Source organism: Myxococcus sp. CA033 (assembly GCF_013336625.1).
Classification (GTDB): Bacteria; Myxococcota; Myxococcia; order Myxococcales; family Myxococcaceae; genus Myxococcus; species Myxococcus llanfairpwllgwyngyllgogerychwyrndrobwllllantysiliogogogochensis.
The window spans coordinates 28937-54414 of record NZ_JABUMU010000012.1 but is presented as its reverse complement, the minus strand read 5'-3'; the positions used below and the strand labels follow the sequence as shown (position 1 = coordinate 54414).

Annotated in this window: 19 protein-coding genes; 9 read left to right on the top strand and 10 right to left on the bottom strand. The window is 69.7% G+C overall.

What is annotated here, in order from left to right; translation table 11 throughout:
* Window positions 1-69 precede the first annotated feature (69 nt).
* Window positions 70-645: a hypothetical protein gene (locus HUA78_RS25755; protein WP_174454746.1), complete on the top strand. Its 576-nt coding sequence runs from the start codon at window positions 70-72 to the stop codon at window positions 643-645.
* Between the two features lie 7 nt (window positions 646-652).
* On the opposite strand, the gene HUA78_RS25750 is transcribed toward HUA78_RS25755, so the two are convergent.
* The gene (locus HUA78_RS25750; RefSeq protein WP_174477367.1) at window positions 653-2647 is read right to left on the bottom strand and encodes a c-type cytochrome; all 1995 of its coding nucleotides are present in this window, start codon (window positions 2645-2647) and stop codon (window positions 653-655) included.
* Window positions 2648-2906: 259 nt separating this feature from the next.
* On the opposite strand from HUA78_RS25750, the gene HUA78_RS25745 reads away from it, so the two are divergent.
* A complete protein-coding gene (locus HUA78_RS25745) occupies window positions 2907-4439 on the top strand; it encodes a cell wall metabolism sensor histidine kinase WalK (RefSeq protein WP_141649041.1) in 1533 nt (510 codons plus the stop codon).
* Window positions 4436-5128: a response regulator transcription factor gene (locus HUA78_RS25740; protein ID WP_141649042.1), complete on the top strand. Its 693-nt coding sequence runs from the start codon at window positions 4436-4438 to the stop codon at window positions 5126-5128. Before HUA78_RS25745 ends, HUA78_RS25740 begins: the two co-directional genes overlap by 4 nt.
* 15 nt (window positions 5129-5143) lie before the next feature.
* On the opposite strand, the gene HUA78_RS25735 is transcribed toward HUA78_RS25740, so the two are convergent.
* The gene (locus tag HUA78_RS25735) at window positions 5144-5842 is read right to left on the bottom strand and encodes a bifunctional 2-polyprenyl-6-hydroxyphenol methylase/3-demethylubiquinol 3-O-methyltransferase UbiG (RefSeq protein ID WP_174477366.1); all 699 of its coding nucleotides are present in this window, start codon (window positions 5840-5842) and stop codon (window positions 5144-5146) included.
* Window positions 5843-6079: 237 nt separating this feature from the next.
* On the opposite strand from HUA78_RS25735, the gene HUA78_RS25730 reads away from it, so the two are divergent.
* Window positions 6080-7660, top strand: a complete 1581-nt coding sequence (locus HUA78_RS25730; protein WP_254623899.1) for a hypothetical protein — start codon at window positions 6080-6082, stop codon at window positions 7658-7660.
* Window positions 7661-7740: 80 nt separating this feature from the next.
* On the opposite strand, the gene HUA78_RS25725 is transcribed toward HUA78_RS25730, so the two are convergent.
* Window positions 7741-10431, bottom strand: coding sequence for an amidohydrolase family protein (locus HUA78_RS25725; RefSeq protein WP_174477365.1), 2691 nt, complete (start codon window positions 10429-10431; stop codon window positions 7741-7743).
* A gap of 128 nt (window positions 10432-10559) precedes the next feature.
* Between HUA78_RS25725 and HUA78_RS25720 the strand changes: the two genes are divergently transcribed.
* The gene (locus HUA78_RS25720; RefSeq protein ID WP_174454871.1) at window positions 10560-11924 is read left to right on the top strand and encodes a sigma 54-interacting transcriptional regulator; all 1365 of its coding nucleotides are present in this window, start codon (window positions 10560-10562) and stop codon (window positions 11922-11924) included.
* A 3-nt stretch (window positions 11925-11927) separates the two neighbouring features.
* Here the strand turns inward: HUA78_RS25720 and HUA78_RS25715 are convergent, their stop codons facing one another.
* Window positions 11928-12803 carry a M15 family metallopeptidase gene (locus HUA78_RS25715; protein WP_254623898.1) on the bottom strand — a complete coding sequence of 292 codons (876 nt, stop codon included), beginning with the start codon at window positions 12801-12803 and terminating at the stop codon, window positions 11928-11930.
* 96 nt (window positions 12804-12899) lie between these two features.
* On the opposite strand from HUA78_RS25715, the gene HUA78_RS25710 reads away from it, so the two are divergent.
* Complete coding sequence (locus tag HUA78_RS25710; protein ID WP_174454869.1) at window positions 12900-13544, top strand: DUF3332 domain-containing protein; 645 nt, start codon at window positions 12900-12902, stop codon at window positions 13542-13544.
* Between the two features lie 77 nt (window positions 13545-13621).
* On the opposite strand, the gene HUA78_RS25705 is transcribed toward HUA78_RS25710, so the two are convergent.
* Both HUA78_RS25705 and HUA78_RS25700 read right to left on the bottom strand, forming a co-directional pair.
* Window positions 13622-14176 (bottom strand): hypothetical protein, encoded by a 555-nt coding sequence (locus HUA78_RS25705; RefSeq protein ID WP_141641906.1) that lies wholly within the window; start codon window positions 14174-14176, stop codon window positions 13622-13624.
* Window positions 14173-15537 (bottom strand): hypothetical protein, encoded by a 1365-nt coding sequence (locus tag HUA78_RS25700; RefSeq protein WP_174477364.1) that lies wholly within the window; start codon window positions 15535-15537, stop codon window positions 14173-14175. The genes HUA78_RS25705 and HUA78_RS25700 overlap by 4 nt, the downstream gene beginning before the upstream one ends.
* Before the next feature lie 81 nt (window positions 15538-15618).
* On the opposite strand from HUA78_RS25700, the gene HUA78_RS25695 reads away from it, so the two are divergent.
* Together HUA78_RS25695 and HUA78_RS25690 are read left to right on the top strand one after the other, a co-directional pair.
* Window positions 15619-16326: a gluconate 2-dehydrogenase subunit 3 family protein gene (locus HUA78_RS25695; RefSeq protein WP_246137091.1), complete on the top strand. Its 708-nt coding sequence runs from the start codon at window positions 15619-15621 to the stop codon at window positions 16324-16326.
* The gene (locus HUA78_RS25690; RefSeq protein WP_174477363.1) at window positions 16323-17993 is read left to right on the top strand and encodes a GMC family oxidoreductase; all 1671 of its coding nucleotides are present in this window, start codon (window positions 16323-16325) and stop codon (window positions 17991-17993) included. Before HUA78_RS25695 ends, HUA78_RS25690 begins: the two co-directional genes overlap by 4 nt.
* On the opposite strand, the gene HUA78_RS25685 is transcribed toward HUA78_RS25690, so the two are convergent.
* A complete protein-coding gene (locus HUA78_RS25685; RefSeq protein WP_246137092.1) occupies window positions 17990-18478 on the bottom strand; it encodes a hypothetical protein in 489 nt (162 codons plus the stop codon). The two genes, HUA78_RS25690 and HUA78_RS25685, sit on opposite strands and share 4 nt — an antisense overlap.
* A gap of 48 nt (window positions 18479-18526) precedes the next feature.
* Between HUA78_RS25685 and HUA78_RS25680 the strand changes: the two genes are divergently transcribed.
* Window positions 18527-18964 carry a hypothetical protein gene (locus HUA78_RS25680; RefSeq protein WP_174462949.1) on the top strand — a complete coding sequence of 146 codons (438 nt, stop codon included), beginning with the start codon at window positions 18527-18529 and terminating at the stop codon, window positions 18962-18964.
* 334 nt (window positions 18965-19298) lie between these two features.
* On the opposite strand, the gene HUA78_RS25675 is transcribed toward HUA78_RS25680, so the two are convergent.
* The 3 genes from HUA78_RS25675 to HUA78_RS25665 are packed head-to-tail and all read right to left on the bottom strand — an operon-like array spanning window position 19299 to window position 25452.
* Window positions 19299-21704, bottom strand: coding sequence for a hypothetical protein (locus HUA78_RS25675; RefSeq protein WP_174477362.1), 2406 nt, complete (start codon window positions 21702-21704; stop codon window positions 19299-19301).
* A gap of 14 nt (window positions 21705-21718) precedes the next feature.
* Window positions 21719-23467 carry a VWA domain-containing protein gene (locus tag HUA78_RS25670; RefSeq protein ID WP_174454738.1) on the bottom strand — a complete coding sequence of 583 codons (1749 nt, stop codon included), beginning with the start codon at window positions 23465-23467 and terminating at the stop codon, window positions 21719-21721.
* Window positions 23464-25452 carry a vWA domain-containing protein gene (locus HUA78_RS25665; RefSeq protein ID WP_174454737.1) on the bottom strand — a complete coding sequence of 663 codons (1989 nt, stop codon included), beginning with the start codon at window positions 25450-25452 and terminating at the stop codon, window positions 23464-23466. Before HUA78_RS25665 ends, HUA78_RS25670 begins: the two co-directional genes overlap by 4 nt.
* Window positions 25453-25478 lie beyond the last annotated feature (26 nt).

The following is a 25478-nucleotide window of genomic DNA, read 5'->3' as shown; positions in this document are numbered from 1 at the left end:
CCGACGGCGGCGCACCGGACTACCATCCGCCGCGCGGCCAGCGGCGGGCGCCTGAGGAGAGACCACGGGATGAGGGCAGGAGGAGGGCGCGCGGCGCTGTTGGTGACACTGGCCCTGGGGCTTGGGTGTCGCTCCCGTCCGACGGAGACGGGGACGGACGCGGGTCCGGCGCGTGCGCCCGTCGCCAACGCGACGCTGCCCGCGTGCGAGGCGCTGCTGCCCACGGACGTGCGCGAGTCGATGCTGCCCGGCTTCACGATGAAGGAGGAGCGCGCGTGTCCCTCCTGCGGGCCGCTGTGCACCTTCCGCTCCGCGTCGGAGAAGGACGTCACGGTGTCGGTGACGTGGGACTGCCAGCCGCACTACGCACAGGTGGACACGCATGCCCTGCTGTTGCCGTCGCTGAACATGGGCGGCGAGGAGATTCCCGCGCTCGGCCGGGCCGCCGCGCGGCGTGCTCCCGCGCAGGGCATGTTGCAGGTGATGGCGTGGGACGACGACACGCCGTGCGCGCTCGTCGTCACGTGGCTCGGAGGAGACCCGGAGCAGGCGCTGGACGTGACGCGCCTCGCCCTCACCTCCACCCGGCCGGAGACGGTCCACCCCGCCGTGGTGCCGACGGAGCCCGACGCGGGCACGCCGTGACTTCACGTCACAGCGTGCGCAGGTAGTCCACCAGGTCGTCGACCTCCGTCTCCGTGAGGCTCGCCGTGGTGCCGTGCTTGTTGGACTGGCTGTTCTGCATCAGCCGCCCCTTCAGCGACAGCGCGCTGCCGTCGTGCAGGTACGGCGCCGTGCGCGCGAGCCCCAGCAGCGACGGCGTGTTCAGCCCCTTGGCGACCACGTTGCTGTCGTCCCGATTCGCGCCCGTGGTGATGAAGGTGCCCACGTCAGCCAGCGTGTTGTTCGTGAAGTGCGCACCCGCGTGACAGCTGTCACACGCCGCCTTCTTGAACACCTGCGCGCCGCGCGCCTGCGACTCGGTGAGCGCCACGCGCTTGTAGGGATTGTCCGGCGTGGGAATCACGTCGATGAACGCGGACAACTGCGCCACCATCACCCCATCCAGCGCCGTGCCGCCCATGCGCCCACGCACCGTGGCGTCCAGGAAGTCCCTCATCGTGGGGAACTCTCCGCTCCAGTGGAACGGCCCCGTCTCCGTCACCTTCCGCCCCGCCAGGCTCGGCGTCTGGCGCGGCCCATCCGGGAAGCCCCACACGTGGCCGTCGTCACGACCGTCCAGATGGCATGACGCACAGGACGCCGCCACGCCCGCGCTCGTCATGCGCGAATCCAGCGCGGAGTAGAACAGCTTGCGCCCCGCCACCTGCTGCGGCGACAGCACGTCTCCCACCACTCGCAGGGGCACTCCCTCCGCGCGCACGTTGGCCACGTTGCCAGAGGCGTCGTTCACCAGCGTCGTCACCGTGTGGTCGAACGCGTTGTAGACGTACGCCTTGCGCCCGTCCCGCGTCAGCGCGATGCCGCTGGGCCCCGAGCCCACTCGCACCAACTGCCGCACCGTGCTGCCCTTCACGTTCACCAGGTCCGCGCCCTCGCGACGATTCGTGGGGATGACGGCCACGTTGTCCGTCTCGCGGTTCACCACGAAGAGCCACAGGCCCGATGGGTCCACCACCGCCGCCACCGGCCCCTGGATGGGATGGCTCGACTCCGGGCTGACGATGGTGGACGGCGGGAAGTCAGGGTCCTCGCGCGGCGGAGGCCGGCACCGGTCCAGGTCATCCACCCGGGGCGTGCCGTCTTCCGTGTTGAACGTCACGATGCCCGGCGCCACCACGCCCGCCGTGTTGCAGGGCCCTCCGCCCCCATACAGCGACTCTCCACCTCCAGGGCCCGAGCCCGAACCGGTGAGCGGATCCTCGCGCGCCCACAGCGTCGGCGAGTAGGCGTGCTTGCCGTCCGGAGACACCACCACGTCCGACATCCCGCGAGGCCGGAAGGACACGCTCGTGGTGGGGAACGGAAACGGCTCGTCGGCGGCGAAGCTGTCGTCCGTGTTGGCCCGCGCGTACAGGTCCGTGCCCTCGCGCTGCATGCGCGGCTGGTGCGCGTCCGCCAGGTCCACCGTCACCAAATCGCTATGCCGGAAAAGGCTGACGAGCGCACGCCGCCCATCGTCCACCAGGGCGATGCCGCGCGGTTCCTCGCCCACCGGTAGCTCCCAGCGGACCTCCAGCGAGCGCGTGTCCACCGCCATCAGCGTGCCGTACGTGGTGGAGTCCAGCGCGGTGCTGTTCACCACGTAGAGCGTGTCGCCCTTCGGAGACACCGCCAGCCCCATGGGCTCCACGCCCACCGCCACACGCGCCGCCTCGCGCCAGTCACCCCGGCGGATGACGGACACACTGCGCTCGGCCCGGTTGGAGACGTAGACGGTGTCGTCCGGCCCCACCACCACGCGCTCCGGGCCCGCCCCCACCTTCACCTCGCCCACCTTCTCCCCACGCGCGGTCTCCACCACCGCGAGCACCCCGGTGTCCGCGTCCACCACGTACAGGAAGGCATCATCCCGGCTGAGCGCCACCGAGCCCGACGCGTTGCTCCACCCGCCACCCGTCGACGAGTCCTCGCAAGCCATCAGCCCGAGCGCCGCCACCACACCGGCCAGAACGTGCCGTCTCATGAAGTGTCCTCCTCGCGGTTCCCGACGAGAATGCCGCCCACTGCTCTCATCGCTGGGAAATGCCGCGCCGTGTCGTGGAGGGGAAATGGCGCCCGGCCCTGGTCGCTCGCCGCCCCCACGAGCCGGCCATGCTTGCATCAGAAGGCCTCCGAAGTCGATTCCTTCCCCTCCCTGGGTGCGGGTGGCGAACAGTCGAGCCCCTCCGCCCGGGCGAAACGCCACGAGCGTGTAGCGCCGGGTGGGAGTAAAGGAGAGGGGCGTGTCCCGCTCCCCCTCCGTCATCCTCAGCTTCCGACGCACCTTCGCGCTGCTCATCATCCTGGTGGTGCTGCCGTCCGCGGGCCTGTCCGGCTTCGGCGTGGTGGCCATCATCAATGAGCGCGCCGCGGTGGAGAAGCGCCTGGAGTCCGCGTGGCGGGGCACGCTGGAGTCACTGTCCCAGGAGCTGCCCAAGGAGCTGTCCGCCGCGAAGCTCGCGGAGGAAGGCGGCAGGCTCCAGTTGCTTGCGCCGGATGGACGCATCCTGTCGGAGCCCGACGGCACCTTCCAGCTCGAGGGCGGCCGCACCTTCACGGAGGACCCGCTGCTGATGGAGGCCCTGGGCGCGGTCATGCCGGAGGTCGGCTCGCTGCCTGAAGTACCCACCGTCTTCTCGCTGTCCGCCGGAGGCCGCTCCGTCGTCGTGGTGGCCGAGCGCAAGGGCGACATCGTGCGCGGCGTGCGCCTGTCCGTGCGCGCCCTGGAGCTGCTGCTGACGGAGCGTGTGGAGCCCCGCGCGGTGTCCAGCGAGCCGGTGCGCTTCGCGCTGATGCCCGTGCCCCGCGAGAGCAGCGAGGGCGGCGGATTGATGGGCAAGCTGGTGTCGGAGGTGGCGCAGGCTCGCGCCAGCGCGCTGGGGCCGCAAGTGCTGGCCGAGCGCGTGCTGTCGCCTCCACTTCAAGACTTCCGTCTGGTGGTGCTGCCCACCGGCGAGGACCCCGTCGCCCGGGCCTCCGCGCGCAACCGCGCCGTGTACGGCGTGCTGCTGGGTTTGTTCTACCTGACGCTGACGTTCGGAGTCGTCTACACGGGCCGCGTGCTCTACCGCGAGGCACGGCTGTCGCGCATGAAGACGGACTTCGTGTCGCTGGTGAGCCACGAGCTGCGCACGCCGCTCACCTCCATCCGCATGTTCATCGAGACGCTCGCCCTGGGGCGGCTGAAGGACCCGGCGCAGATGCAGGAGGTGCTCACCCTGCTGACGCGAGAGACGGAGCGGCTGTCCGTCTTCATCGAGCGGGTGCTGGACTGGTCCCGCATCGAAGGCGGTCGCAAGGTGTACCAGCGCGAGCCGATGCCCGTCATGGACGTGGTGGACACGGCCGTGGCCGCCTTCCGCGCGCAGCGCCTGGAGGGCGGCGTGGACCTGAAGGTCGACGTGTCCGAGGGGCTGCCGCGCGTGGACGTGGACAAGGAAGCCGTCGCGGGAGCGCTGCTCAACCTGCTCCAGAATGCCTACAAGTACAGCGGGCCAACGAACCGACGCATCGAGCTGAGCGCACGCCGCTCGGGCCGATGGGTGGACCTGGCGGTGGAGGACAACGGCGTGGGAATCGCTCCGAAGGAACGCAAGCGCATCTTCGAGCGCTTCTACCGGGTGGACAATCTGCTGACCCGGAAGACGGAGGGAAGTGGGCTGGGGCTGGCCATCGCCCGGCGTATCATCGAGGCTCACGGCGGACGCATCGCCGTGAAGAGCGAGCCCGGCCGCGGCAGCCGGTTCACCATCCACCTGCCGGTGCAGAAGGCATGAGCGAGACGACCCGCCGCATCCTGGTGGTGGAGGATGACCTGTCCATCCTCGCCGGCCTGTCCATGAACCTGCGCTTCGAGGGCTACGAGGTGCTCCAGGCCCAGGACGGGCGCACGGGGCTCCAGCGCGCGCTGGACGAGGCCCCGGACCTCGTCGTGCTCGACTTGATGCTGCCGGAGCTCAACGGCTTCGAACTGCTCAAGGAGCTGCGCCAGCGCGGCCGGGACACCCCCGTCGTCGTGCTGTCCGCCAAGGGCATGGAGACGGACAAGATTCTGGGCCTCAACCTGGGCGCGGATGACTACGTGGTGAAGCCCTTCGGGCTCCAGGAGCTGCTGGCGCGAATCAAGGCCGTGCTGCGCCGGCGCTACCCGACGCTCGGGGCCGCGCCGCCGGTGACGTTCGGCGACGTCAGCGTGGACATGAACGCGCGCACGGTGGCCAAGGCCGGCACGCCGGTGGAGCTGACGGCGCAGGAGTTCAAGCTCCTGGCGCACTTCCTCGCGCACCCGGAGCGGACCTTCACCCGCGAGGAGCTGTTGTCCGGCGCGTGGGGCTACCACTACGAAGGCAGCGCGCGCACGGTGGACAACTTCATGCGCCAGCTGCGCCTCAAGTTCGAGCCGAACCCGGAGGAGCCCCGCCACTTCGTCACCGTGCGGGGCCTGGGCTACCGCTTCGAGAAGTGAGCACTCCGCCCGTGCTCACGGGCCGGCGACGCCGATGTGGCGCGAGTCTTCCAGGTCGAAGGGCTTGCCGTCGAAGCGGCCGTAGCGCTCGCGCGGGATGAAGCCCGCGCCGGTGAGGGCCGCGTCCAGCTCCTCCGGCGAGAAGTGCCGCAGCTTGAGGCGGCGGATGGGGCTGGGCACGCCCGGCTGCTTGCGCTCGCGCAGGTGGAGGGCGAACAGGGGCCGGCGCGGCTCCAGGCCCGCGTTGGGCTCCTCGTCATCGCGCGGCAGCACCGGCTCGCGGGGCGTGTTGAGCACGTCGTACACGAAGGTGCCCCCCGCGGTGAGGTGGTGGCGCACTGTGGAGAGGAACGCCTCCAGGTCATCATTGCCGGGCATCAGCCCCAGCGCGTGCTGCGGGGCGAGCACCAGTGGGAAGTGTTCCTGAAGGCGGATGGAGCGCAGGTCCGCGACGAGGAAGCGGGCGCGGCTGGCGACCTCCGGAGGCTCCGAGGCGCGGCGCTCCTCGGCGGAGCGAATCATCACCTCCGAGGGGTCCACTCCCACGGCGGTGAAGCCATGCTCGGCCAATGCCCAGACCACCCGGCCGTTGGCGGCGCCCAATACCAACACGGGCGCACCGTGCTCGGTCGCCTGGCGTGTGTAGAACAGGAGGTCCGGCTCCTGCCCCACCAAGGACAACGGTGTGCGACCGCGTGCGTCGTTCCCACCCATTTCCGGAAGGCACTAGCACGAATGAGGGGGTCTTCGGGACAGCGACTTTCCCAGACTGGGGATTGTGCTTCCCACTGGCTGTCCGGGACCGGACGGAGTCCCGCTTGGAACGGCAGCCAACCCTGGCATCGGCCTTGCGATGCAGAGGCCCCGGAAGGCTGCCCATCCGGGGCGGCCCAGGTTTTCGTGGGGTGAGTTCGGATGACGCGGGGATGGCGCTGGGCAGGAGCGCTCGTCATGGCGGGCGCGATGTGGACCGTGGTGGGCTGCGGCTCCAGCAAGAGCGGCGACGATTCGGAGCAGGACAACCCGGGCATGGATGACCCGGGCCCTCCGCCTGGACGCCCGGGCCCGCCGGAGGAGATCCCCGACGCGGGGACGCCAGACTCGGGCACGCCCACGGAGCCTCCCGACTCGGGCACGCCCACGGAGACGCCGGACTCGGGGACTCCGACGGACGGCGGCACTCCCACGGACGGCGGGACTCCGCCGGACCCTCGCCAGGACGTGGAGATTCCGCCGCTGCCGACGCCGGCGGGCTGGCGCTTCTACGGCGCGGACCAGGGCGGCCCCGTCACCGTCTACGGCGTGACGGCCGACGAGGGCGGCAACGTCTGGGTGGCCGGCGGCGAGGAGGGCCTGTTCCTGCTCAAGCGCGGCGCGGAGAGGCTCGTGCGCTTCGGCATGGAGAACGGCCTGCGCCCCTACGGCTTCATGGCGGATGGCAGCACGCCCCCGGGGGCCAAGTACCTGAAGGTCATCTCCGTGGCGGGCGGCAAGTCGGGCACCGTCTTCGTGGGCTACGAGGGCATGCCGGGCAAGGGCTTCGAGCACTGCGAGAACAACTGGGACGGGCCGAGCCCGGACCCGGCGCGCTACAAGAGCGGTGACGCGGACAAGGTGACGCTGAACTCGGACGGCACGCTGGACGTGGTGCACTACGACATCTTCTCCGGCCCCAACGTGGTGGCGGCCGAGCCCCGAGGGCGCGAGAAGATCTGCAACGTGCTGCGCATCCGCTACGACAAGCACGCGCTGGGCAACAACAAGGCGAGCGTGTGGTTCGGCGGCAATCACGGCTTCGCGCGCGGCAACGCGGAGTTCGACGGCGCGCCCATGTGCAACGGCCAGCTCAACTGCTCCGGCGTCTTCGAGCACGTGCACCCGCACATCAACGCGTACAACGCGCAGGGCGGCGTGATTCTGCTGACGGACGCCTACTACGGCGTCGCGGTGGACCCGAGCGGCGACGTCTGGTTCGGCGGCTCGGACCGCACCACGCGCTTCCGCTACGGCACCAACGGCGGCAACTTCTGGCGCTCGCAGACGGGTTCGGAGAACGACAGCAGCAACAAGCTGGACCTGTGGCCGGACGCCAAGCCCGAGTACTCGAAGCCCAATGAGCGCGTGCCCGACAACATCTCCGGCGCGGTGGTGGCGCGTGACGGAACGGCGTGGCTGAGCTCGTTCGGCAACGGCCTGGTGCACATCGATGCGAATGGCACCGTGCTGGGCCACATGGGCGCGGGCTCGGGGCTGGTGGACAAGCACCTGTCCGCCATCGGCCTGGACCCGTCCGACGGCAGCATCTGGGTGGGCGCGTCGTGGGGCGGTGGCCTGTCGCGCCTCAAGGGCGGGAGCATCATCAACTACGGCCTGACGGACTTCGGCCGCAAGTACGGCATGTCCCGCATCAGCGACATCCAGGGAGATGCTTCCGGCGATGGCCGGCGGATGCTGGTGGGCTTCATGGGCTACCAGGACACCACCACGAAGAAGTGGGTGGCGGGCGCCATCGGGGTCTTCGAGGGCAACTAGCGGCCCCCCCGGGTCCATGGATTTGAACGCGGCGGCCGTCCTCACCTGGGGGCGGCCGCCGTCGTACGTCCAGGCCCGCGCTACTTCGCGGGCAGCACGCGGTGCTTCTCGAACAGGGCCTGCTGACGGCTGACGAGCGGCACCTGCCGTCCGGCCAGCCACATGCCCACGGGCCGCGACGCGGACTCCAGCGGGTCGCCGTTCCACAGCACCACGTCCGCCACCGCGCCGGGAGAAAGCTTCCCCACCGGCAGTCCGAACGCATCCGCCACGCTGGAGGTCATCGCGCGCAGCGCATCCGTGTGCGGCAGGCCCCAGGCCACCGCGTTGCCCGCCTCCTGCGCCAGCGTGCGCACCATCGCGGGCTCGCCCAGCACGGAGAACAGCACCCTCACACCCGCGCTGGTCAGGAGCGCCGCGGAGTCCAGCCGGCTGTTGAGCCGGTCGAAGTCCATGGGCAGGTTCTGCGTGGGCTGGAGAATCACCGGCACCTTCGCCACGGCCAGCTCCGACGCCACCATCCACGCCTCGCTGCCTCCGGCGATGACGAGCTTGAGGTTGTACTCGCGCGAAAGCGCCAGCGCCGCCCGGATGTCCGACGCCTTCTGCGCCGTCACCACCACCGGCAACGTGCCCGCAAGCACCGGCTGGAGCGCCTCCAAATCCAGCCGGCTCGCCGCCACGTCCCGCATGCGCCGCTGCTCGAAGTCACCCTTGCGGCGGCCGTACTCACGCGCGTCGGAGAAGACCTCGCGCAGCCGCTCCAGCACCAGCGCCCGCGAGCCCGATACGGCATCCCGTCCGCCCATGCCCAGGTTGACGTGCATCGCCAGCGAAGCGCGGCGCACCGAGCCGTCCGTCGCCACGAAGGCGCTCTGCCCGGCCACCAGCCCTCCGTGCTGCACCGTCACCGCGCTGGTGACGCCGCCCAACCGCGTCACCGGGAACACCGCCGAGGCCGGATTGACACTGTCCGCCGACACCAGCGCCGCGCGCACGTCCCGCTTCGCCGCGTCTCCGCGCAGCCCGTCGTCCTGCGTCGACACCTCCGCGCCCACCTCCACCAACCCCAGCGAGGTGAGCGGGTCCACCAGGCCCGGCGTCAACAACCGCCCCTTGCCGTCCACCGTCCGGCAACCCGCGGGGAGCGCGCCGCCCTCGCCCTGCGAGCGCACGCTCGACACCTTGCCGCCCTCCAGCACCACCGTGGCGCCCTTCACCCAGGCCGAGCCCGTGAAGGCCGTCACGCCCTGGAACACCGTGCACGCCTCCTGCCCCTGCGGCACCAGCTCCGCGCACGCGCGCTCCTTCGAGACATCGCAGCGCGCGACGAGGCCCAGGTCGGCCAGGGACGGCGTCGGCGCGGGAGCGGCCACCAGCTTCGCGGCGCTCGCCGCCAGCTCCCCCACCTCGAAGTCGCTCGCCTCCACCGCGCCCGCGCCCGCGTCGAACGTCACCACGCCGTCCGCCCACACGCGCTGCGCCCTCGCATAGACGCTCAGCGGGTGGTTCCTCCACAGCACCACGTCCGCCATCTTCCCCGGCTCCAGCGAACCGGTGACACCCTCCACGCCCATCACCCACGCGGCGTTCAGCGTCACCCAGCGCAGCGCTTCTTCCTCGGGAATGGGGACGCCGGACTCCCGCGCCCGCCACATCGCCTTGCCGGCCTCCTGGTTCAGCCGCTGGATGCCAAAGCCCGAGTCCGAGTGGATGACGGCCTTGCCCCCCGCCTGCGACACCAGCCCGGCGTTCTCGGGGATTCCGTCCCACGCCTCCAGCTTGAAGCCCCACCAGTCCGCCCAGGTCGCGACGGCAACACCCTTCGCGGCCAGACTGTCGCGGACCTTGTAGGCCTCCAGCGCGTGGTGGAAGGCCCGAATCGAATAGCCGGCTTCCTCCGCCACCTGGAGCATCACCTCCATCTCGTCCGCGCGATAGCAGTGGTTCTGCACCAGGATGTTGCCGCGCAGCACCTCCGCCAGCGTCTCCAGCTTCAAGTCGCGCAGCGGCGCGGGGCCCGCGTCGTCCGGCGTCTTCTCCTTCTTCTTCGCCCACTCCTCCAGCTTGGACATGTACTCGCGGGCCTGGGCGAACGCCTGCCGGTAGCCCGCCACGTTGGCCATGCGGGTGGACGGCGCCACGTTGCGGCCCTCGCCGTAGACGCGCCGGGGGTTCTCACCACACGCCATCTTCAGCGCGTCCCTCGCGCCCGGGAAGCGGACTTCCGCCGCCGACCGTCCGAAGTGCAGCTTCACCGGGAAGCCCCGGCCACCAATCAGGTTGGCGCTACCTGGTAGCACCAGCAGCGCCGTGACTCCACCCGCCGCCGCGCGCCGCAGCCCCGGGTCCTGCGGCCAGAACGAGTGTTCGGCGGAGACCTCGGCCGTCACCGGCGCCGTGGCCTCGTTGCCATCGCCCGTGGAGAACGTCTCCGGCGTCGCGTAGACGCCCAGGTGGCTGTGGGCGTCGATGATGCCCGGGGTGACGTAGAGGCCGGTGCCATCCACCTCCTCCGCGCCCGAAGGTGTCGTCACCTCCGCGTTACGCCCCACCGCCGTCAGCTTGCCGTCCACCCAGGCCACCGCGCCATCCTCGATGGCCGGGCCGGTGGCGGGCATCACCGTGGCATGACGGACCACCACCGCGCGCGGCTGCTTCCAGACACGTGTCGGAGCGGGGGGCGCCAAAGAGGGGGTGGTGGGGGCGGAAGCCTGCGGGACAGTGGCGCAGGCGGAGGCCAGCATCAGGAGCAGGAAGCGGGTGCGCATAGGGGTTGCCCGTCGTATCACGCTCCGCTGGGGCTCCAACCATGCCCGGTCGGCCGGAGGGCGGGCGCCACCCCACCCGACAGGAAGTCACCTCGCGGCGAGAAGCCGTCTACAATCCCTGCCCGGTCATGCCCCCTCTCCCCCCAGCCCCCATCCCCGCGCACACGGTCATCAATGCACGGGCACAGGGTGAGCGACTCTCCGCGCAACAGTTCCACCTCGTCCTGTTGGATACCGAGCGTGCCGGCACCGTCTTCCCGCTCGCCAACGAAGCGCTTCGCGTGGGCAAGGCGCCCGACAACGACGTCGTCATCGACCACCCCACGGTGAGCCGCAATCACCTGGTGGTGCGCCGCCAGGGCGACCGCTTCCTCGTCCAGGACCTGGGCTCCACCAACGGCACCTTCCTCGACGGCGCCCAAATCCGCGAGGCGTACCTGCGCCCCGGCGCCCTGCTCGAAGTGGGCGACGTGCGCCTGCGCTTCAGCCCCCAGCTCGCCCCCGTCCAGGTGGAGCCCACGCTGGAGGACCGGCTGGGAGACCTGGTGGGCCGCAGCCTGCCGATGCGGCAGATCTTCGCGCTGCTCCAGCGCATCGCCCCCACCGACTCCACGCTCCTGCTCGTCGGCGAGACGGGCTCCGGCAAGGGCGCCGCCGCCAAGGCCATCCACAAGCTCAGCCCGCGCGCACCCGGGCCGCTCGTCGTCTTTGATTGCGCCAGCGTCTCCGACTCCCTCATCGAGAGCGAGCTGTTCGGCCACGAGAAGGGCGCCTTCACCGGCGCCGTCAGCCAGCGCATCGGCTGCCTGGAGCGCGCCAACGGCGGCACCCTCTTCCTCGACGAAATCGACGACCTGGCGCTGGACCTCCAGCCCAAGCTCTTGCGTGCGATTGAGGACCGCGAGTTCCGCAGGCTCGGCGCGTCCACGCCCATCTCCTTCGACGCGCGCATCGTCGTGGCCAGCAAGAAGGACCTCTGGTCGGAGACGCAGGCGGGCCGCTTCCGCGAGGACCTCTACTTCCGCCTCTCCGTCTTCACCGTCAACCTGCCGCCCCTGCGAGACCGCAAGGAGGACATCCCCCTGCTCGTGGACGCGTTCGCCGGCGAGGGGCTGTGGCTGCGGCTGCCGGAGAAGATTCGCGAGCAGTTCAACGGGCACACCTGGCCGGGCAACGTGCGCGAGCTGCGCAACGCGCTCGAGCGCGCCCGGCACATGGTGGATATCCCGGAGCTGGCCGGGGACACGCTGCTGCGCGAATTCACCCGCGAGCCCCCCGCCCCCGCGGGCGACTTCCTCCCCGCCGAGTTCACCGGGCCCTTCAAGGTCTGCAAGGACGAGCTCATCCGCGCCTTCGAGCGCGAGTACCTCACGCGCCTGCTCGGCCGCGCCAAGGGCAACATCGCCCGCGCCGCTCGCGACGCCGAGCTGGACCGCAAGCACCTCTACTCCCTGCTGCACAAGTACGGCCTCGTGCAGAGCGAGGGAGACTGAGCGTCACCGCGCCGGAGCGCACGCGGCATCGAGCAACTCCGGCCGGTATTCGAAGTGCATCGTGTCGTAGTGGTACCAGCGACCGCCCCAGATGAAGCCCTCCGCCTCGAAGGCGTCCACCAGCGCCTGGGGCACGGCGTTGCGCCAGCGCACCGGCAGCCGGGGCCGCTGCCATTCCCAGTAGTGCGAGCGCGCGGTGTTCAGGTCGATGGAGACGCCGTAGGAGTGCGCGCTCCGGCGCGTCGTGTGGGCGATGTTGCGCCAGACGAACGTCCCGCCCACGCCCTGGAGGAAGGGTTTCAGCGAGGCGTCCTTCGCCACCAGCGCCTCCAGCCGCGCGGCGACGCGCTGGAACGCGGGCGCCACCTTGCGGTGCACCTTGAGCCGCTGACCAAGGAACACGAGCGGCACCACGTCCACCTTCTCCTTCGCATCGCCGTACATGGCCTCGAACAGCGGCTCGAAGCGGATGCGCCCGGGGTCCTCGTCCTCGCGAGTCACCGGAGCGATGGGGCCCGCGACATAGGCGATGGAGAGCGTGTCCTCCAGGTCCGGGGCCTCCAGCTTTCGCGGGAAGGACTTCTGCTGGCCGTCGTCGAACGGATGGGCGCGTCCATCCGGCAGCGTGAAGCCCCAGCCCGCGTCGAGGCGCACCGGCGTCAGCACCGGATACCATTTCGCCAGACAGGCCAGCGCGGTTGGAGGTGCGCCGGCGGCATCGCGCACGGCGCGCGGAGCTTCGACAGGCGGACCCGCGTCGGGCGGTGTCGCGGCGAGCGCGCCTTGGGACAGCAGGCACAGCACACAGGCCCTCATGAAGAAGTGGACGGGAGTCACCCGCGCATCCTCGCACCCGGGGGATTTTCGAGTGGTGAGCATTGGACTGGGATGCGAACGAAGTGTCGCCGGGGAAATCCACCGTGGCATGGTGGGTCCGCCTCCGCAGTCCTTCCATCCTCCCAAGGAGGGCCCATGATGAAGCGTCCGTCTCCGTGGCTCGCTGTGCTCTGCGCCGGTTTCATCTCCATGCATGCGACCGGGTGCTTCGGCAGTTTCAAGCTCACGCAGAAAATCTGGCAGTTCAACAAGAACATCTCCGGTGAGAAGTTCGTGCAGTGGTTGATGTTCCTCGTGCTCGTCATCGTCCCCGTCTATGGGATTGGCACGCTCATCGACGCGCTCATCATCAACAGCATCGAGTTCTGGAGCGGCAACAACCCCGTGTCGAGCGCGGACGGCACCGACGACGGCACGCGCGTCGTCCGCCTGAGCCCCACGGACGTGCTGCGCATGTCGCGCGACGCGGAGAGCGGCGTCATGAAGCTGGCACTGGAGCGCGCGGGTCAGGAGCCCGTCATCCGCTACTTCGAGCCGCTGGAGAACGGCATGGCCGTGCGCGACGACACGGGCGCGCTGCTCGTTCGCGCGGAAGGCGCGGCGGACGGCGCGGTGGCGGTGACGGACGCCTCGGGTGCCACGCTGACGGTCCACGGCGCGGAGGCCGTGGCGCTCGCTCGGCGCGTGTACGAAGACGGTGGAGTGCTGGCGCTCGCCCGGCACACCGTGGCCCGGTCCACCGTGGCGAATGGGCTCGCGCTCAACACGTGCGCCACGCCGTAGCCCCAAGTCAGCCTCCTGCTGGAGCGCGGTGACGCCCGAGCGTCCGGGCGTCACCGCTGGCTCACGGCGAGCCTTCGCTACGGGATGATGACACTCCCGTCGAGCGGCTCACCCTCTTCCGGACCGAAGCCCGCATCCAGCGCCTCCGAGGAGAAGGTCCCCTCCAGGCTGCGACCGGCGCCGTAGCCGTCGCCCTTCTTGAAGGACATGGAGAAGTCCCCGCGCGTCTGCTCGCCCGGGTTGCCTCCAGACTCCAACTGCAAGTCCCCCTTCTCCACCGGCGCGAAGACGCGCGACGGCTCGCCCGCGTTGAGGTGCACCACCGTGGCACGCGCCAACCCCGAGGGCGTGTTGCCCGCCAGGTTGATTTTCGCGCCCGGCCGCAGGTCCAACCCTTCCGTGGACACGGTGAGCCGCACCACCAGGTCCACGTCCAGGTCGTTGTTGCGGAAGTAGCTCACCTGGAGCGCCTCCGCGTTGCGGAGAATCTCCACGCGCGACACCTCCAGCGGGAAGAGCTCCGACACACTTCCGGACAGCGAGTTGTCCGGACGGCTGCACGCCACCATGCCGGCGCCGGACGCAATTCCCGCCAGTGTCAGCGCCGCCAGGGCGCGGACCGCACTTCTCATTGCTCCACCGCGAGGTTCAGGACGCCCTTCTTCGTGAGCGCCGCCACCGGCGTGCGGTAGAGCACCACGCGCTTGCCCGTGGAGAGGAACGCCAGCTTCGGGGACCAGCCGCCGTTGGCGTCGACCAACGTCTCACGCCAGTTGCCCGCGATGCGCGCGCTGATGATGAGCTGGTCCTCGTTCGGGTTGCAGCTCGTGTCGTTGCGGCCCGTCTCCGACGAGCAGACGTAGTGGGCGATGTGCGGCTCGTGGTTCGCCGCGTCGAACGCGAGCGACGGATACCAGCCGCCCGTCCCCCGGCCGAACACCGGGTCCGGCGTCGACCACTCGCCCGTCGTCGCGCAGCTCGTCGCGCTGGGGCTCGGGCAGTCGTAGTACTGCAACACGTCGCCTCGCGAGGAGCCGCGGTTCTGCACGGCGATGCCGAAGCCCGCCACCGAGTCGTACGCGATGGACGGCCCCAGCTGCGTGTTGCCCACGCTCTCCGGCGTGGCCACCAGCACCGGCGCCGTCCAGGCCGCGCCATCCGCGTTGCGCCGCTGGAAGACGATGCCCCCGCCCGTCGCCTGCGCGGCTTCCTTCACCAGGTCATGCACCACCGCGGGCTGCGCGCCCGCCATGATGAGGCCGATGTGGCCGCCGTAGCCCGCCTTGGTGTCGCCCGACGAGGCCAGCATGCGGAACGTCCAGCTCGCGGGCCCGCCGCTCGCCAGCTCCAGGTCCGCCGACTCCCAGTCCTGACGACCGAAGTTGCCGTTGTGTCCATCGCGATACGCGACGAGTGCCTGACCGCCGGAGAAGACCATGGACGGGTTGAGCCCGATGAGGAAGCCCACGTCGCTCAGCGGGTTTCCGATGGCCGCCGCGTTGGAGCGCGTGCCGACGACCCGCTGCGTCCACGCGCCCGCCGACGAGCGATAGGACACCGCCACATCACTCTGGAGCCAGAACGTGGAGTCGTCGCTGCCGCCACCCAGGTATGCCACCGCCGGCTGCCCATCCGGACCGAAGGCGATCGACACCCCGTACACGCGCTGCACGGTGACAATCTTCTCCGCCGGCCCGAGCACGCCCGCGTTGAACTCGCGGTAGCGCAGGTCGTAGTTCACCACGCTGCCCGTCATCGTCCCGTTGTTCACGAAGTACGCCATGCCGATGCGGTCCTCGGGACCGACGGCCATGGCGATGTTGGAGATGGGGTTGAACTCGCTCGGGTCCGAGTCCACCTCCAAGCGGGTGAAGGGTGAATCCGAAGGTCCCGGCCCGCCATCCGGGCGCCCCGCGTCCGGATTGTCCGGATTGGAATCCTTCCCGCATCCCAATGCCAGCGCCAATCCCAGTGCCCAGACATGCCGTCTCATCTTCTGTCTCCTTGCGTTGTCGGCCCTGCACATCGTCGTTTCATCCTACGTCACCACCACGCCCGAGGAAGCAGGCGAGCCATGCATCCCGACGCGGCGAAGCGGCTCGCGCTGGGTTACGCTCGCGCACCTATGCCCCGTGCGCGTTCCCCTCGTCAGCGCCTGTCGCGGCGCTCCTTCATCCGGCGGCTGACCTTCCTGGGCGGCGGCGTCGTGCTGCTCGGGCCGCTGGCCTGCAAGCGCTCCTCCGAGGAAGCCCCCAAGCCCGCCACGGACCCCGGACCCCTGGGCACCGCGCCCGGCGGGCAACACCATCGCACCTTCTCCTCGTTCGAGCTGGCCGTCGTCACCGCCGCCACCGAGCGCATCCTCCCGCGCGACGAGGACCCCGGCGCGCTCGACGCCGACGTGCCTGTCTACATCGACCGCATCCTCCAGACACCCGAGATGAAGCCCATGCGCGACGACTTCCTGGAGGGGCTCGCCGCGCTGGAGCGCCGCTCGCAGCGCATGTTCCAGAAGGGCTTCTCCGCCATCACCCCCGCGCAGCAGGACGAACTGCTCACGCTCTTCAAGGACAGCCCGCCCCAGAGCGGCGAGGCGCACTTCCTGGAGCTGCTCACCGTGCTGACGTTGGAGGGCTTCCTGGGTGACCCGTCCTACGGGGGAAACAAGGGCAAGGTGGGCTGGAGGCTGATGGGGTTCGACGCCGTGGGCACCATCGCCATGGCGCCGCCCGAGGGCTACGACGGACCGAAGTGCCTGCGCGAGTGCGGGGTTCACAAGTGAGCCTGCCCGAAGTCGACATCTGCATCATCGGCAGCGGCGCGGGCGGCGCGCCCATGGCGCTGGAGCTGGGCCGCGCGGGCTTCAAGGTCGTGGTGCTGGAGAAGGGCCCCCACTACCGGCCCCAGGACTTCGTCCACGACGAAATCCTCAACAGCCGCCGCAACTTCTTCATGCCGTTGCCCTGGGAGGAGCCGCACCTGCTGCGCAAGGGCGCCAAGGGCAAGTACGAGCGCAGCTCCGCGGCGTGGACGGCCAACTGCGTGGGCGGCGGCACCGTGCACATGAGCGGCTTCTTCTACCGCCTCAAGCCGGTGGACTTCCGGCTGCGCAGCACGCTGGGCGCGGTGGCCGGCACCACGATTGCCGACTGGCCCATCTCCTACGAGGACCTGGCGCCCTTCTACGACAAGGCCGAGCAGGAGCTGGGCGTGTCCGGACAGGCCGTGGCCCACCCCTTCGCCGAGCCGCGCAGCGCGCCGTACCCGCTGCCGCCCCTGGACGCGCACCCGGTGGCGGGGGAAATCGACAAGGTGTGCAAGGGGATGGGCTGGCACTCGCTGCCCACCGCGCGCGGCATCATCAGCCGTCCCTACAAGGGCCGGGCGCCGTGCGCGTACTGCGCGCTGTGTGGCAGCTACGGCTGTGAGATGGGCGCCAAGAGCGGCACGAACGCAAGCCTCATCCCCGCCGCCGTGGCCACCGGCAACGTGCAGGTGCGGCCGGGCTGCATGGCGCGCACCGTGGAGGTGGACAAGAAGGGGCGCGCGCGCAGCGTCATCTACCTGGACGCGGACGGCGTCACCCAGGAGCAGCCCGCCAAGGTCATCGTCGTGTCGTGCACGGCGGTGGAGAGCGCGCGGCTGTTGCTCAACTCCACGTCCAGCCGCTTCGCGAGCGGCCTGGCCAACGGCAGCGGGCTGGTGGGAAAGAACCTCATCTTCAGCTCGTTCGGCGAGTCCCAGGCGACGTTCCGACTGTCGAAGCAGGCCGAGAAGCGCCCGTGGCTCAAGGACCCGGGCCCCTTCGTCAACCGCAGCATCCAGGACTTCTACCTGATGCCGGATGAGCGTTTCGGCTTCCGCAAGGGCGGCACCATGGGCTTCATGTGGGCGCATCCCAATCCCATCCATGCCGCCACGGGGCTCGCCGGCAGCGGTTCCTCGGCCGTCTTCGGCAAGGAGCTGAAGGACAGGATGCGGGCCTACCGGGACTCGCGCATCCTCCTGTTCGAGGTCTACGGAGAGTTCCTCCCCACGCCCGGCAGCTACGTCGGCGTGGAGAGCGCGGTGAAGGACAAGCATGGCATCCCCGTGGCCGCCATCACCGTGGAGCGACACCCCACGGACCTGGTCGCCACGCGCTTCCTCGTCGAGCGCGGTGAAGAAGTCCTGCTGCGCCTGGAGCCGGACGAACTCAAGCGCACCACCACCGCCGGAGAGACGACCATCCTCCAGCACGGCACCTGCCGCTTCGGCGACGACGCGGCCACGTCCGTGCTGGACAGGAATTGCCGCGCGCACGAGGTGCCCAATCTCTATGTCGTGGACGGCAGCTTCATGCCCACGGGCGGCAGCGTGCCCTCCACGCTGACCATCGCCGCCAACAGCTTCCGGGTGGCGAACCACCTTGTTCGAACGTTGAAGCAAGGCGTCGCCTCCGGCGGTTAGCGATTGCGCAGGGGCGTCACGTCGACCTTCACGGCGTAGCGCGCCTGCATGTCGGACTCGAACTCGATGAGGTGGTCGCCCACTCCGGTGACGTCCGCCTCCTTCGTGAAGACGCTGAACTTCTCCATCGAGTCGAGCACCGCGCGCCCATCCGCCGCCAGACGCGTGCGGGCCCGGCACCCCTCCTCGTGGAAGATGACCACCGTCTCCTCTCCCGCGGCGGTGACCTCGTCCAGGTAGAAGCTCACCTTGACGTGAGACGCCTCCGGCACCTGGACGATGAACTTGCTGCGACCAGGGAAGCGACCCTCCGCATAGCCTTCCGCTCCGAGAATGCAGCCCGCGACGCTGCCACACACGGGCCAGGTCTCATCACACGCATCCTTCACACGCGGACCGATGAAGTCGTCGCGCGTGTCGCCACAACCCACCACCAACAACATGAGCAGGAATGCACCGGCGCTCTGGGCCTTACGACAGAACACTGTTACAACATTCATCATCATCGACCCTCTAGCGAGGAGTGAACGTCCATGCGACTGCACACCCCGTGGCTCCCTATTCTCTTCTTCTCACTCGCGGCCTGCGGTGAGAGCGCCGAAGAACTTCCCAAGACCCCGCAGCTTGTCTCGGACCGCGACGAGATGGCATTCGACCGCGAGTTCAACGCGGGCACCTTCGTCGGAACCAGTGGCTTCAACTCGGTCATGGTGACGAACATGGGGGAGGATACGCTGGAAATCACCGACATCACCCTCAACGCTCCGTCCGTGTTCACGATGAAGGTCTCCAATGACTACACGGCCGGCACGCCCCTGCAGGTGCCCTCGCTGAAGCACGTCTTCATCGAGGTGACGTTCAAGCCGCGCGAGGCCCAAGTGTACCAGGGCACCATCACCATCAAGTCCAATGCGGCGAACCTTCCGGAGAAGGTCATCGCCCTCAACGGACAGGGTATCGCGCCTCCCTGAGCCTCCCCGAGGGTGAAGGGTGACGGGCACCACCCGCCACCCCACCCAGGTGGGTGTCGTTCGCTCGCCCGCCCGCCGTGGCGCACCTCGCGAAGTCGCTGGCCCACACCGCGCGCCAGGCCTCGCGACAATCACACACATTCCGCCGGACACCGGGTGATGGCCTCGCGAAAGCCAGGTCTCCCCGCAGGAGCGACGGCTTCGTCGCCCCTTGTTCCATCCACCCCGCCTCGCCAGCCGCCCCGCCTCGTTGAAGGCGGGTCAGACACACCGCGAGACACCGCATCGAACCAGGTGACTGCGCTGGGAGCGAGTCACCCGGCCCAGCGCCCACTCACGGCTGACGGGTGAAGGCACAGCCCCCGCGCGGCCCGGGAGCGCCACCGTCTGGCGTACCCGCGTCTTCCAGCCCCGGGCACTGCGTCGTCACGCCGCCATCCCGCGTGTACGACTGGGGATAGTCGCCGTAGCCGGTGCGCAGCGTGTACTCCACCTGCTCGTAGGACGTGCGCTCGGCCGCCGACACATCCACGCGCATCTTCCCGCCACGGATGAAGCGCGGCTCCAGACAGCCACACGCGTACGGGGCCAGGGTGACGACGGTGGAGTCGGGGCGCTCCTCCAGGTTGAACAGCGGCTGGAAGCTGCTCAGCGGAGCATTCGCCGGCGTGTGCCACGCCCGCAGCGCGTCCGAGCGGTAGCCCAGCGTCAGCGCCTGGTTGCGGCTGCCCGCCCTCACCGCCACGCAGCCCTCGCCCATGCCACTGTCCGGCACCGTGCCTCCGTCGGCGCCCGCCACGGCGTCGCCGTCACAGAAGGTCAGGTCCAGCGCGAGGCCGTGCACCGAGCCACCGTCCTGCTGCTTCGCCACCTCCCACTGCACCAGCCACGCGCGGTCTTCCGGCGGCGGCACGGCGGGGAGCTGGAACATGAAGGAGTCCACGTCGGACGGCACCGCGTCGTAGTCCATGGGGCCGCGTACGCCCCGGCCGTTGATGCGGTCATCGCCGTTGCGCAGCCGTCCATAGCCATGCGACAGCCGGCCGGTGACGGTGTACTCCGCCGTGTCCGGCGGCACGGGATAGGCCGTGGTGGAGGCCAGGGGCTTGGACACCGCCGACTCCGTCGACGTCCCGCCGTAGCGGCTGACCTCGTCCGCGTCCTCCGCCTCCCACGTCACGTCCAGCCGGTAGTCCTTGTCATCCGCCCAGTTGGTGCCGTCGTCCTGGACGTTGAAGTAGTACAGCTCCGAGGCCGCGCGTGGGGGCACCGGGATGACGCCCTCGAAGTTGCTCAGGTTGGTGAAGCGCGGGTTGTTCGACGTCTCCTCGCGCAGCGAGTGCAGGCACATGGGCGCCGGCAGGTCCGCGCGCTGGCAGTACCCCTGCACCAGCGCGACGATGTCCGGATTCTCCCCGTAGCCCTTGGGGCACGCCGTCGAGTCATTGGTGCACGCGGTCCGCCACTCCTCCCGGTTCGCCCCCTTCGACACGAGGGTGAAAACGAGCACCTGGCGGTCCGGCGTGTCCGGCAGCGCGGGGAAGCGGCCCCCGGTCGCCAGCGGCACCACGCGGTAGCGCAGCCGCGTGGGCACGGTGGAGGCCGGCAGGCGCACCCCGTACCAGTCCTGGTCGCCGATGTAGCCGATGCGTCCGGTGAAGGCCGTGGACGACGCGGGCGACGGTGAGGCCAGGTCTCGCAGCAGCGCGTCGCCGACCTTGTCGTTGCCAAGCTGCGTCTGGTCCTGCGCGTCCGCCTCGTCCAGGACGCGGATTTCCACGTCGTACCCCTGGCGCACATCACCCTGTGACGTGTCCCGGTCGCTGATGCCGCGGTAGCCGCGCACCACCAGCATCCACTTGCCCGCGTGCTCCGCCTTCACCTTGCGCGCCGTCGCCAGCACGCCCGGGCGCACCTGCGGACGAACCTCGCCCTCGTCCTCCTTCTCCTCCTTGGTGAGGAAGCCGGGGCGCAGGAGCTGGTACGACAGCCGCCAGTTGGGCACGAAGCCCAGGTCCGGCGCCGTCACGCTCACGTACGCCACCTTCCCCACGGGCAGGTCGAAGGTGTAGCGGTCCACGTCGTTGTCCGTGGCCAGGAAGCCCGACACCGTCCCCACCTGCACGCCCGCGCCCTGCGACACCAACGACAGCGGCGTGGCGGCGGCGAGGGCGTCGTTGGGCTCGTGCGTGTCCGGGTTCTCGGTGATCTGCAGCGTCAGCCGGTAGGGGTTGCGCGCATCGAACTTGGGCTGGGAGACGACGTCCGGCGCGTCCTGCACCAGCACCAGCACCGTCTTGCCCTTCAGGTCGTCGCGCAGCGGCACCACCATGTCCACCGGCTTCGGCGCGCCCTGGCCATGCTTGTCGTCCTTCTTCGCCAGCGAGCTTTCCGACCCGTCGGGCAGCGTCTCCAGCACGCTGATGGACAGCTGCACCGCGGTGCTGGAGGCCACGTAGAGCCCGTTGAGGTTGAGCAGCGTGCGCGCGCTGGTGTTGGCGGGCAGGACGATGCGGTACCAGTCCTGGTCGCCTTCGCGCGTCGCCCCTTCCTTGACGAGCAGGCGCTCCAGCGGTTCACCGGGCTTGAGCTCGCACTCGGCCAGCGTCAGCGCCTCTTCCCGGCTGTTGCAGAGGTCCTGCACCTGGGGAGTGCCCGCGTCCTCCTTGTCACCGCCCCCGGAGGAGCAGGCGGTGAGGGCGAGCAGCGCGAGCGACAACAGTCGGACTTGGGTCTTCATGGGAGCGTCGATTCTCACGGCGTCGGAAGCGAGACGTCGGCGCGGCCGGGGCAGCCGTCGACGAAGTCCTCGGGGGCTACGCGGATGATGCCGTCGGCGGGGGACTTGATGCCGCCCACCGGGTAGCGCACGGAGTCCACGCGGAAGGTGCGCACCTGGGTGCGCGCGGTCGGGTCGTCCGCGGGCACCATCGCCACGGACAACGCCACGTTGTTGAAGCCCGCGCCGCGTGTGACGACACCCGCGTCATCCGCGGCGGCCACGGTGGGCGCCAGGAGCACGTTGCCCACGCTCAGCGTGTAGCACTGACGGCCCAGCTCATCCGGCGGGCCGTCCGCCTCGAACGAGTAGCGGTAGCCCTCCGCCGCCAGGTGGGCGGTGTCCACCTCCAGTGGGCGGGTGTGCAGGCGCAGCTCCGCGCGGCTCGTGAGCCCGTCGTTGTCCGGGTCCTCGTCCAAATCATTGCTCGCGCCCTGGGTGCCGCCGCGCCATTCGATGCCATCCGGCACGCCGTCGCGGTCGCTGTCGGCCAGCGTCGCGTTGGTGCCGATGAACTGCTCGTCGCAGTCGAGCAGCCCGTCACAGTCAGTGTCCGAGGCGCGCAAGAGCGGAGGACAGCCCTTGTCCAGGCCGCCACCGTCCGGGTCCGCCACCTGGATGGGGTCGAAGTCCACGCCGCGGTCGCGGAAGTACACCTCCACGCCGTCGCTGAAGCCGTCACCGTCGGTGTCCATGAGGTTGGGGTTCGAGCCCACCTCCGCCTCGCGCGCGTCCGACAGACCGTCTCCGTCCGTGTCCGCCGCGTCCAACGGACTGCCCGGCGGCGCGGAGAAGTTGGTCGCAATCACTTCCTTCACGATGAAGGTGCGCCGCACCTGCCCGAAGGAGAAGTCCAGGAAGTTGATGGGCTCGTTGTTGCGGAAGTCGCGGAAGTTGCCGCCGCCCAGCTCGGCCATCTTATCCAGCCGGTCCGCGTTCTGGTTGATGATGAGCAGCGGGCAGCCGCCGTCGCCCGACAAGTCACACACCGACGACACCGGTTGCGTGGGAGTGAAGACGTGCACGGTGTTGACGCGCACGTCCTCCACCAAGTCCCGGAGCTGACGGATGCGCACCACCGCGTCACCCTGGAGCAGCTCGTCGTCCTGGTCCAGGGTGGGCTTGCCGTCCGACAGGAAGACGAGCGAGTAGCGCGCCTGCGCCAGCGCCTGCGCCCCACCCGGCTCCAGCCGGCTGCGCGCGATGTCCGTGTTGATGAGCGAGTAGATGTCCGACAGCGGCTTGACGAAGTCCGTCGAGTCCCGGTTCGGTGAGTTGTCCGGGTTGCGGAAGGTGAGCAGTTGCTCGGTGAGCTGGCGCATCCGGGCGTCGTCCATGCTGGACACCTGCATGAAGCCGTCCTGCGGGGGGTTGCCCGGCGCCTGGGTGAGGAACGCCGTGGTGCTGCCGGCGAAGACCACCACCGCCAGGTAGACCTCCGGGTCCCTGGGCAGGTTTTCAATCAGCTCCACCAGCGCGGTGGCGCGCGTGCCATCCGGGTCGCTGACGCGCATGGACTGCGAGGCGTCCATGGCGATGATGAGCTTGATGGGGCGCACCACCTCGTTGGAGCCGACGGTGCAGAAGCGGCCCTGCATCGAGATGGCCCGGTCCACGGGGACATCCACGTCCCGGCGCGGGTCATACAGGTACGAATCGGAACAGGCCACCACCAGCACGAGCGCGACAATCAGGCCCGCCAGGATACGTCCAGCCACACTCACGGGTTGACTCCTCCCTGCTGACCCGCCGGCGTCGTGCCCACACACCGCCCCTGGTTCTCCCAGGGATTGCTCAGGTCCGTGGGAATCATGAAGTTGTCATTCGTCAGCGTCAGCTCCGGACCCACCGGCACGCGCACGCTCGGCGGCGCGTACTGGGACCAGGCACAGGCCGAGCGCCAGACGCCGTAGTCGGTGGCCACGCCGCTCTCGGGGGCCTCCGCGAACCACAGCTTGAAGAGGTTGAAGCCCTGCTTGGCGCCCACCCGGTCCGGCGTCGTCACCATCTGCAGATTGGAGACGGTGTAGTCGTAGCAGACGCTCCCGTTGGACAGCACCTCCGCGATGCGCGTCTCATACTGGAAGCCGTTCTTCTCGAAGAAGGCCCTGTCCCGACGCGTGGGGTCCGTGCCCGCGCGCAGCTCCACCTCGTCCGGCAGGCCGTCACCGTCCGTGTCCAGGCCCGCGACGCTGGGCTCCATCGGGTCGAGCCCCCAGCGCGCCTCGAGGCTGTCCGGAATGCCGTCGCCGTCGCTGTCGACGATGGTCTCCCGCGTGCGCAGGTACGACTCCGCGAACTGCGACAGGCCATCTCCGTCCGTGTCGCGGCACGTGCAGCGCGGCGTCAGCGGAGAGTCCGGGTCACACCCGCGCGCGTCCAAATCATTGGCCGCCTTGAAGCCCTGGTCTTCGCGGCGCTGCTCGAAGCCGTCGTTCAGGCAGTCCCGGTCGCTGTCGGCGTTGAACGGGTTGGTCTTCAGCGTGAAGGAGTTGTCCACGTCGTCCGGCACGCCGTCGCCGTCGCTGTCCACGATGCGCGCCTCCAGCCCCGGGCCGGAGCTGAGCGGCTCCACCAGCAGCGTCTTCATCACGTTGCGCGAAGCGAAGGACGAGTAGTCCAGCGCGCCCAGGCCCAGGTTGGAGATTTCAGCGGTGTCGTTGAACTCCTGGTACACGCCGTTGCCCATCTCCGCGAAGCGCGTCAGCAGCCAGGCGGCGATCTTCTTCGCCGCCGCCGGGTACTCGGCTGGCGCCACGCCCGGGTAGACGCCGTAGATCTGCTCGCAGATGGTGCCGCAGGCGCGCACGGCCTCCTGGTTGAACAGCAGCACCGTGTGCATGCGCACGTCGCCCACGTTGTACTGGTCCTTCAACTCCATCAGCCGGCGCACGTAGCTGAAGAGCTGGTAGTTCTGGTTGCGGTCCGTCCCAATCTCGAAGCCGTCAATCTGGTCCGTCGTGCTGGTGGCGTTGCAGAAGCCGATGAGGGAGTCCGCCCACGTCAGGTCCGGGCTGTCCGGGCCGGCGTAGACGCTGAGGTTGTCGGTGGCGGAGCAGCGCGGATACGGCGTGCCGTCGGTGAGGAAGACGACGACGTAGCGGGTGCGCGGCAGGACTTCCGGATTGGACAGCGCGACGGCGTTGATGTCGCTGGCGATGAGGCTGTAGGCGTACGACAGGGCGCCCTGGTAGTCGGTGCCCTTGCCCAGCTGGCTCTGCAGGCCGTCGATATAGGTGTCGATGTTGGTGTCCGGCCGGGCGAAGCGGTCGCCCGTCGTCGCCGGGGGCCAGACGTTGCGGACGTTGGTCTCGAACGGGGCGACGGACACCTGCACGTTGCCGCCCGCCGCGTTCACCTGCCGGAACTGCGCGACCAGGCGCTTGAGGGCGCGCACGCGCGCGGGCTCGGTGACGCCGGGCGGGATGATGGCCTGCACCTCGGCCTGCTGACAGAAGCCGCTGTCCAGCTGCGCGCCAGGCGGGTCGGAGATGCACATGCTGCCCGACTCGTCGATGACGACCACCACCTTCACGGGGAAGCCGGCGGGGTTGGGCGGGCGCGTGCAGACGCGCCCCTGGAGCATCACCCTGTCATCGACATGGGACTGCTGTTCCGTTCGAGGCTCGAGCATCGAGTCGGTACAGGACAGCAGTCCCGTGGCCAGGAGGCCCGCCGCGAAGAGCGGGAAACGAAGAAGGCGGCGCATGGGGAAACGACCTCCTGGCAACAGAC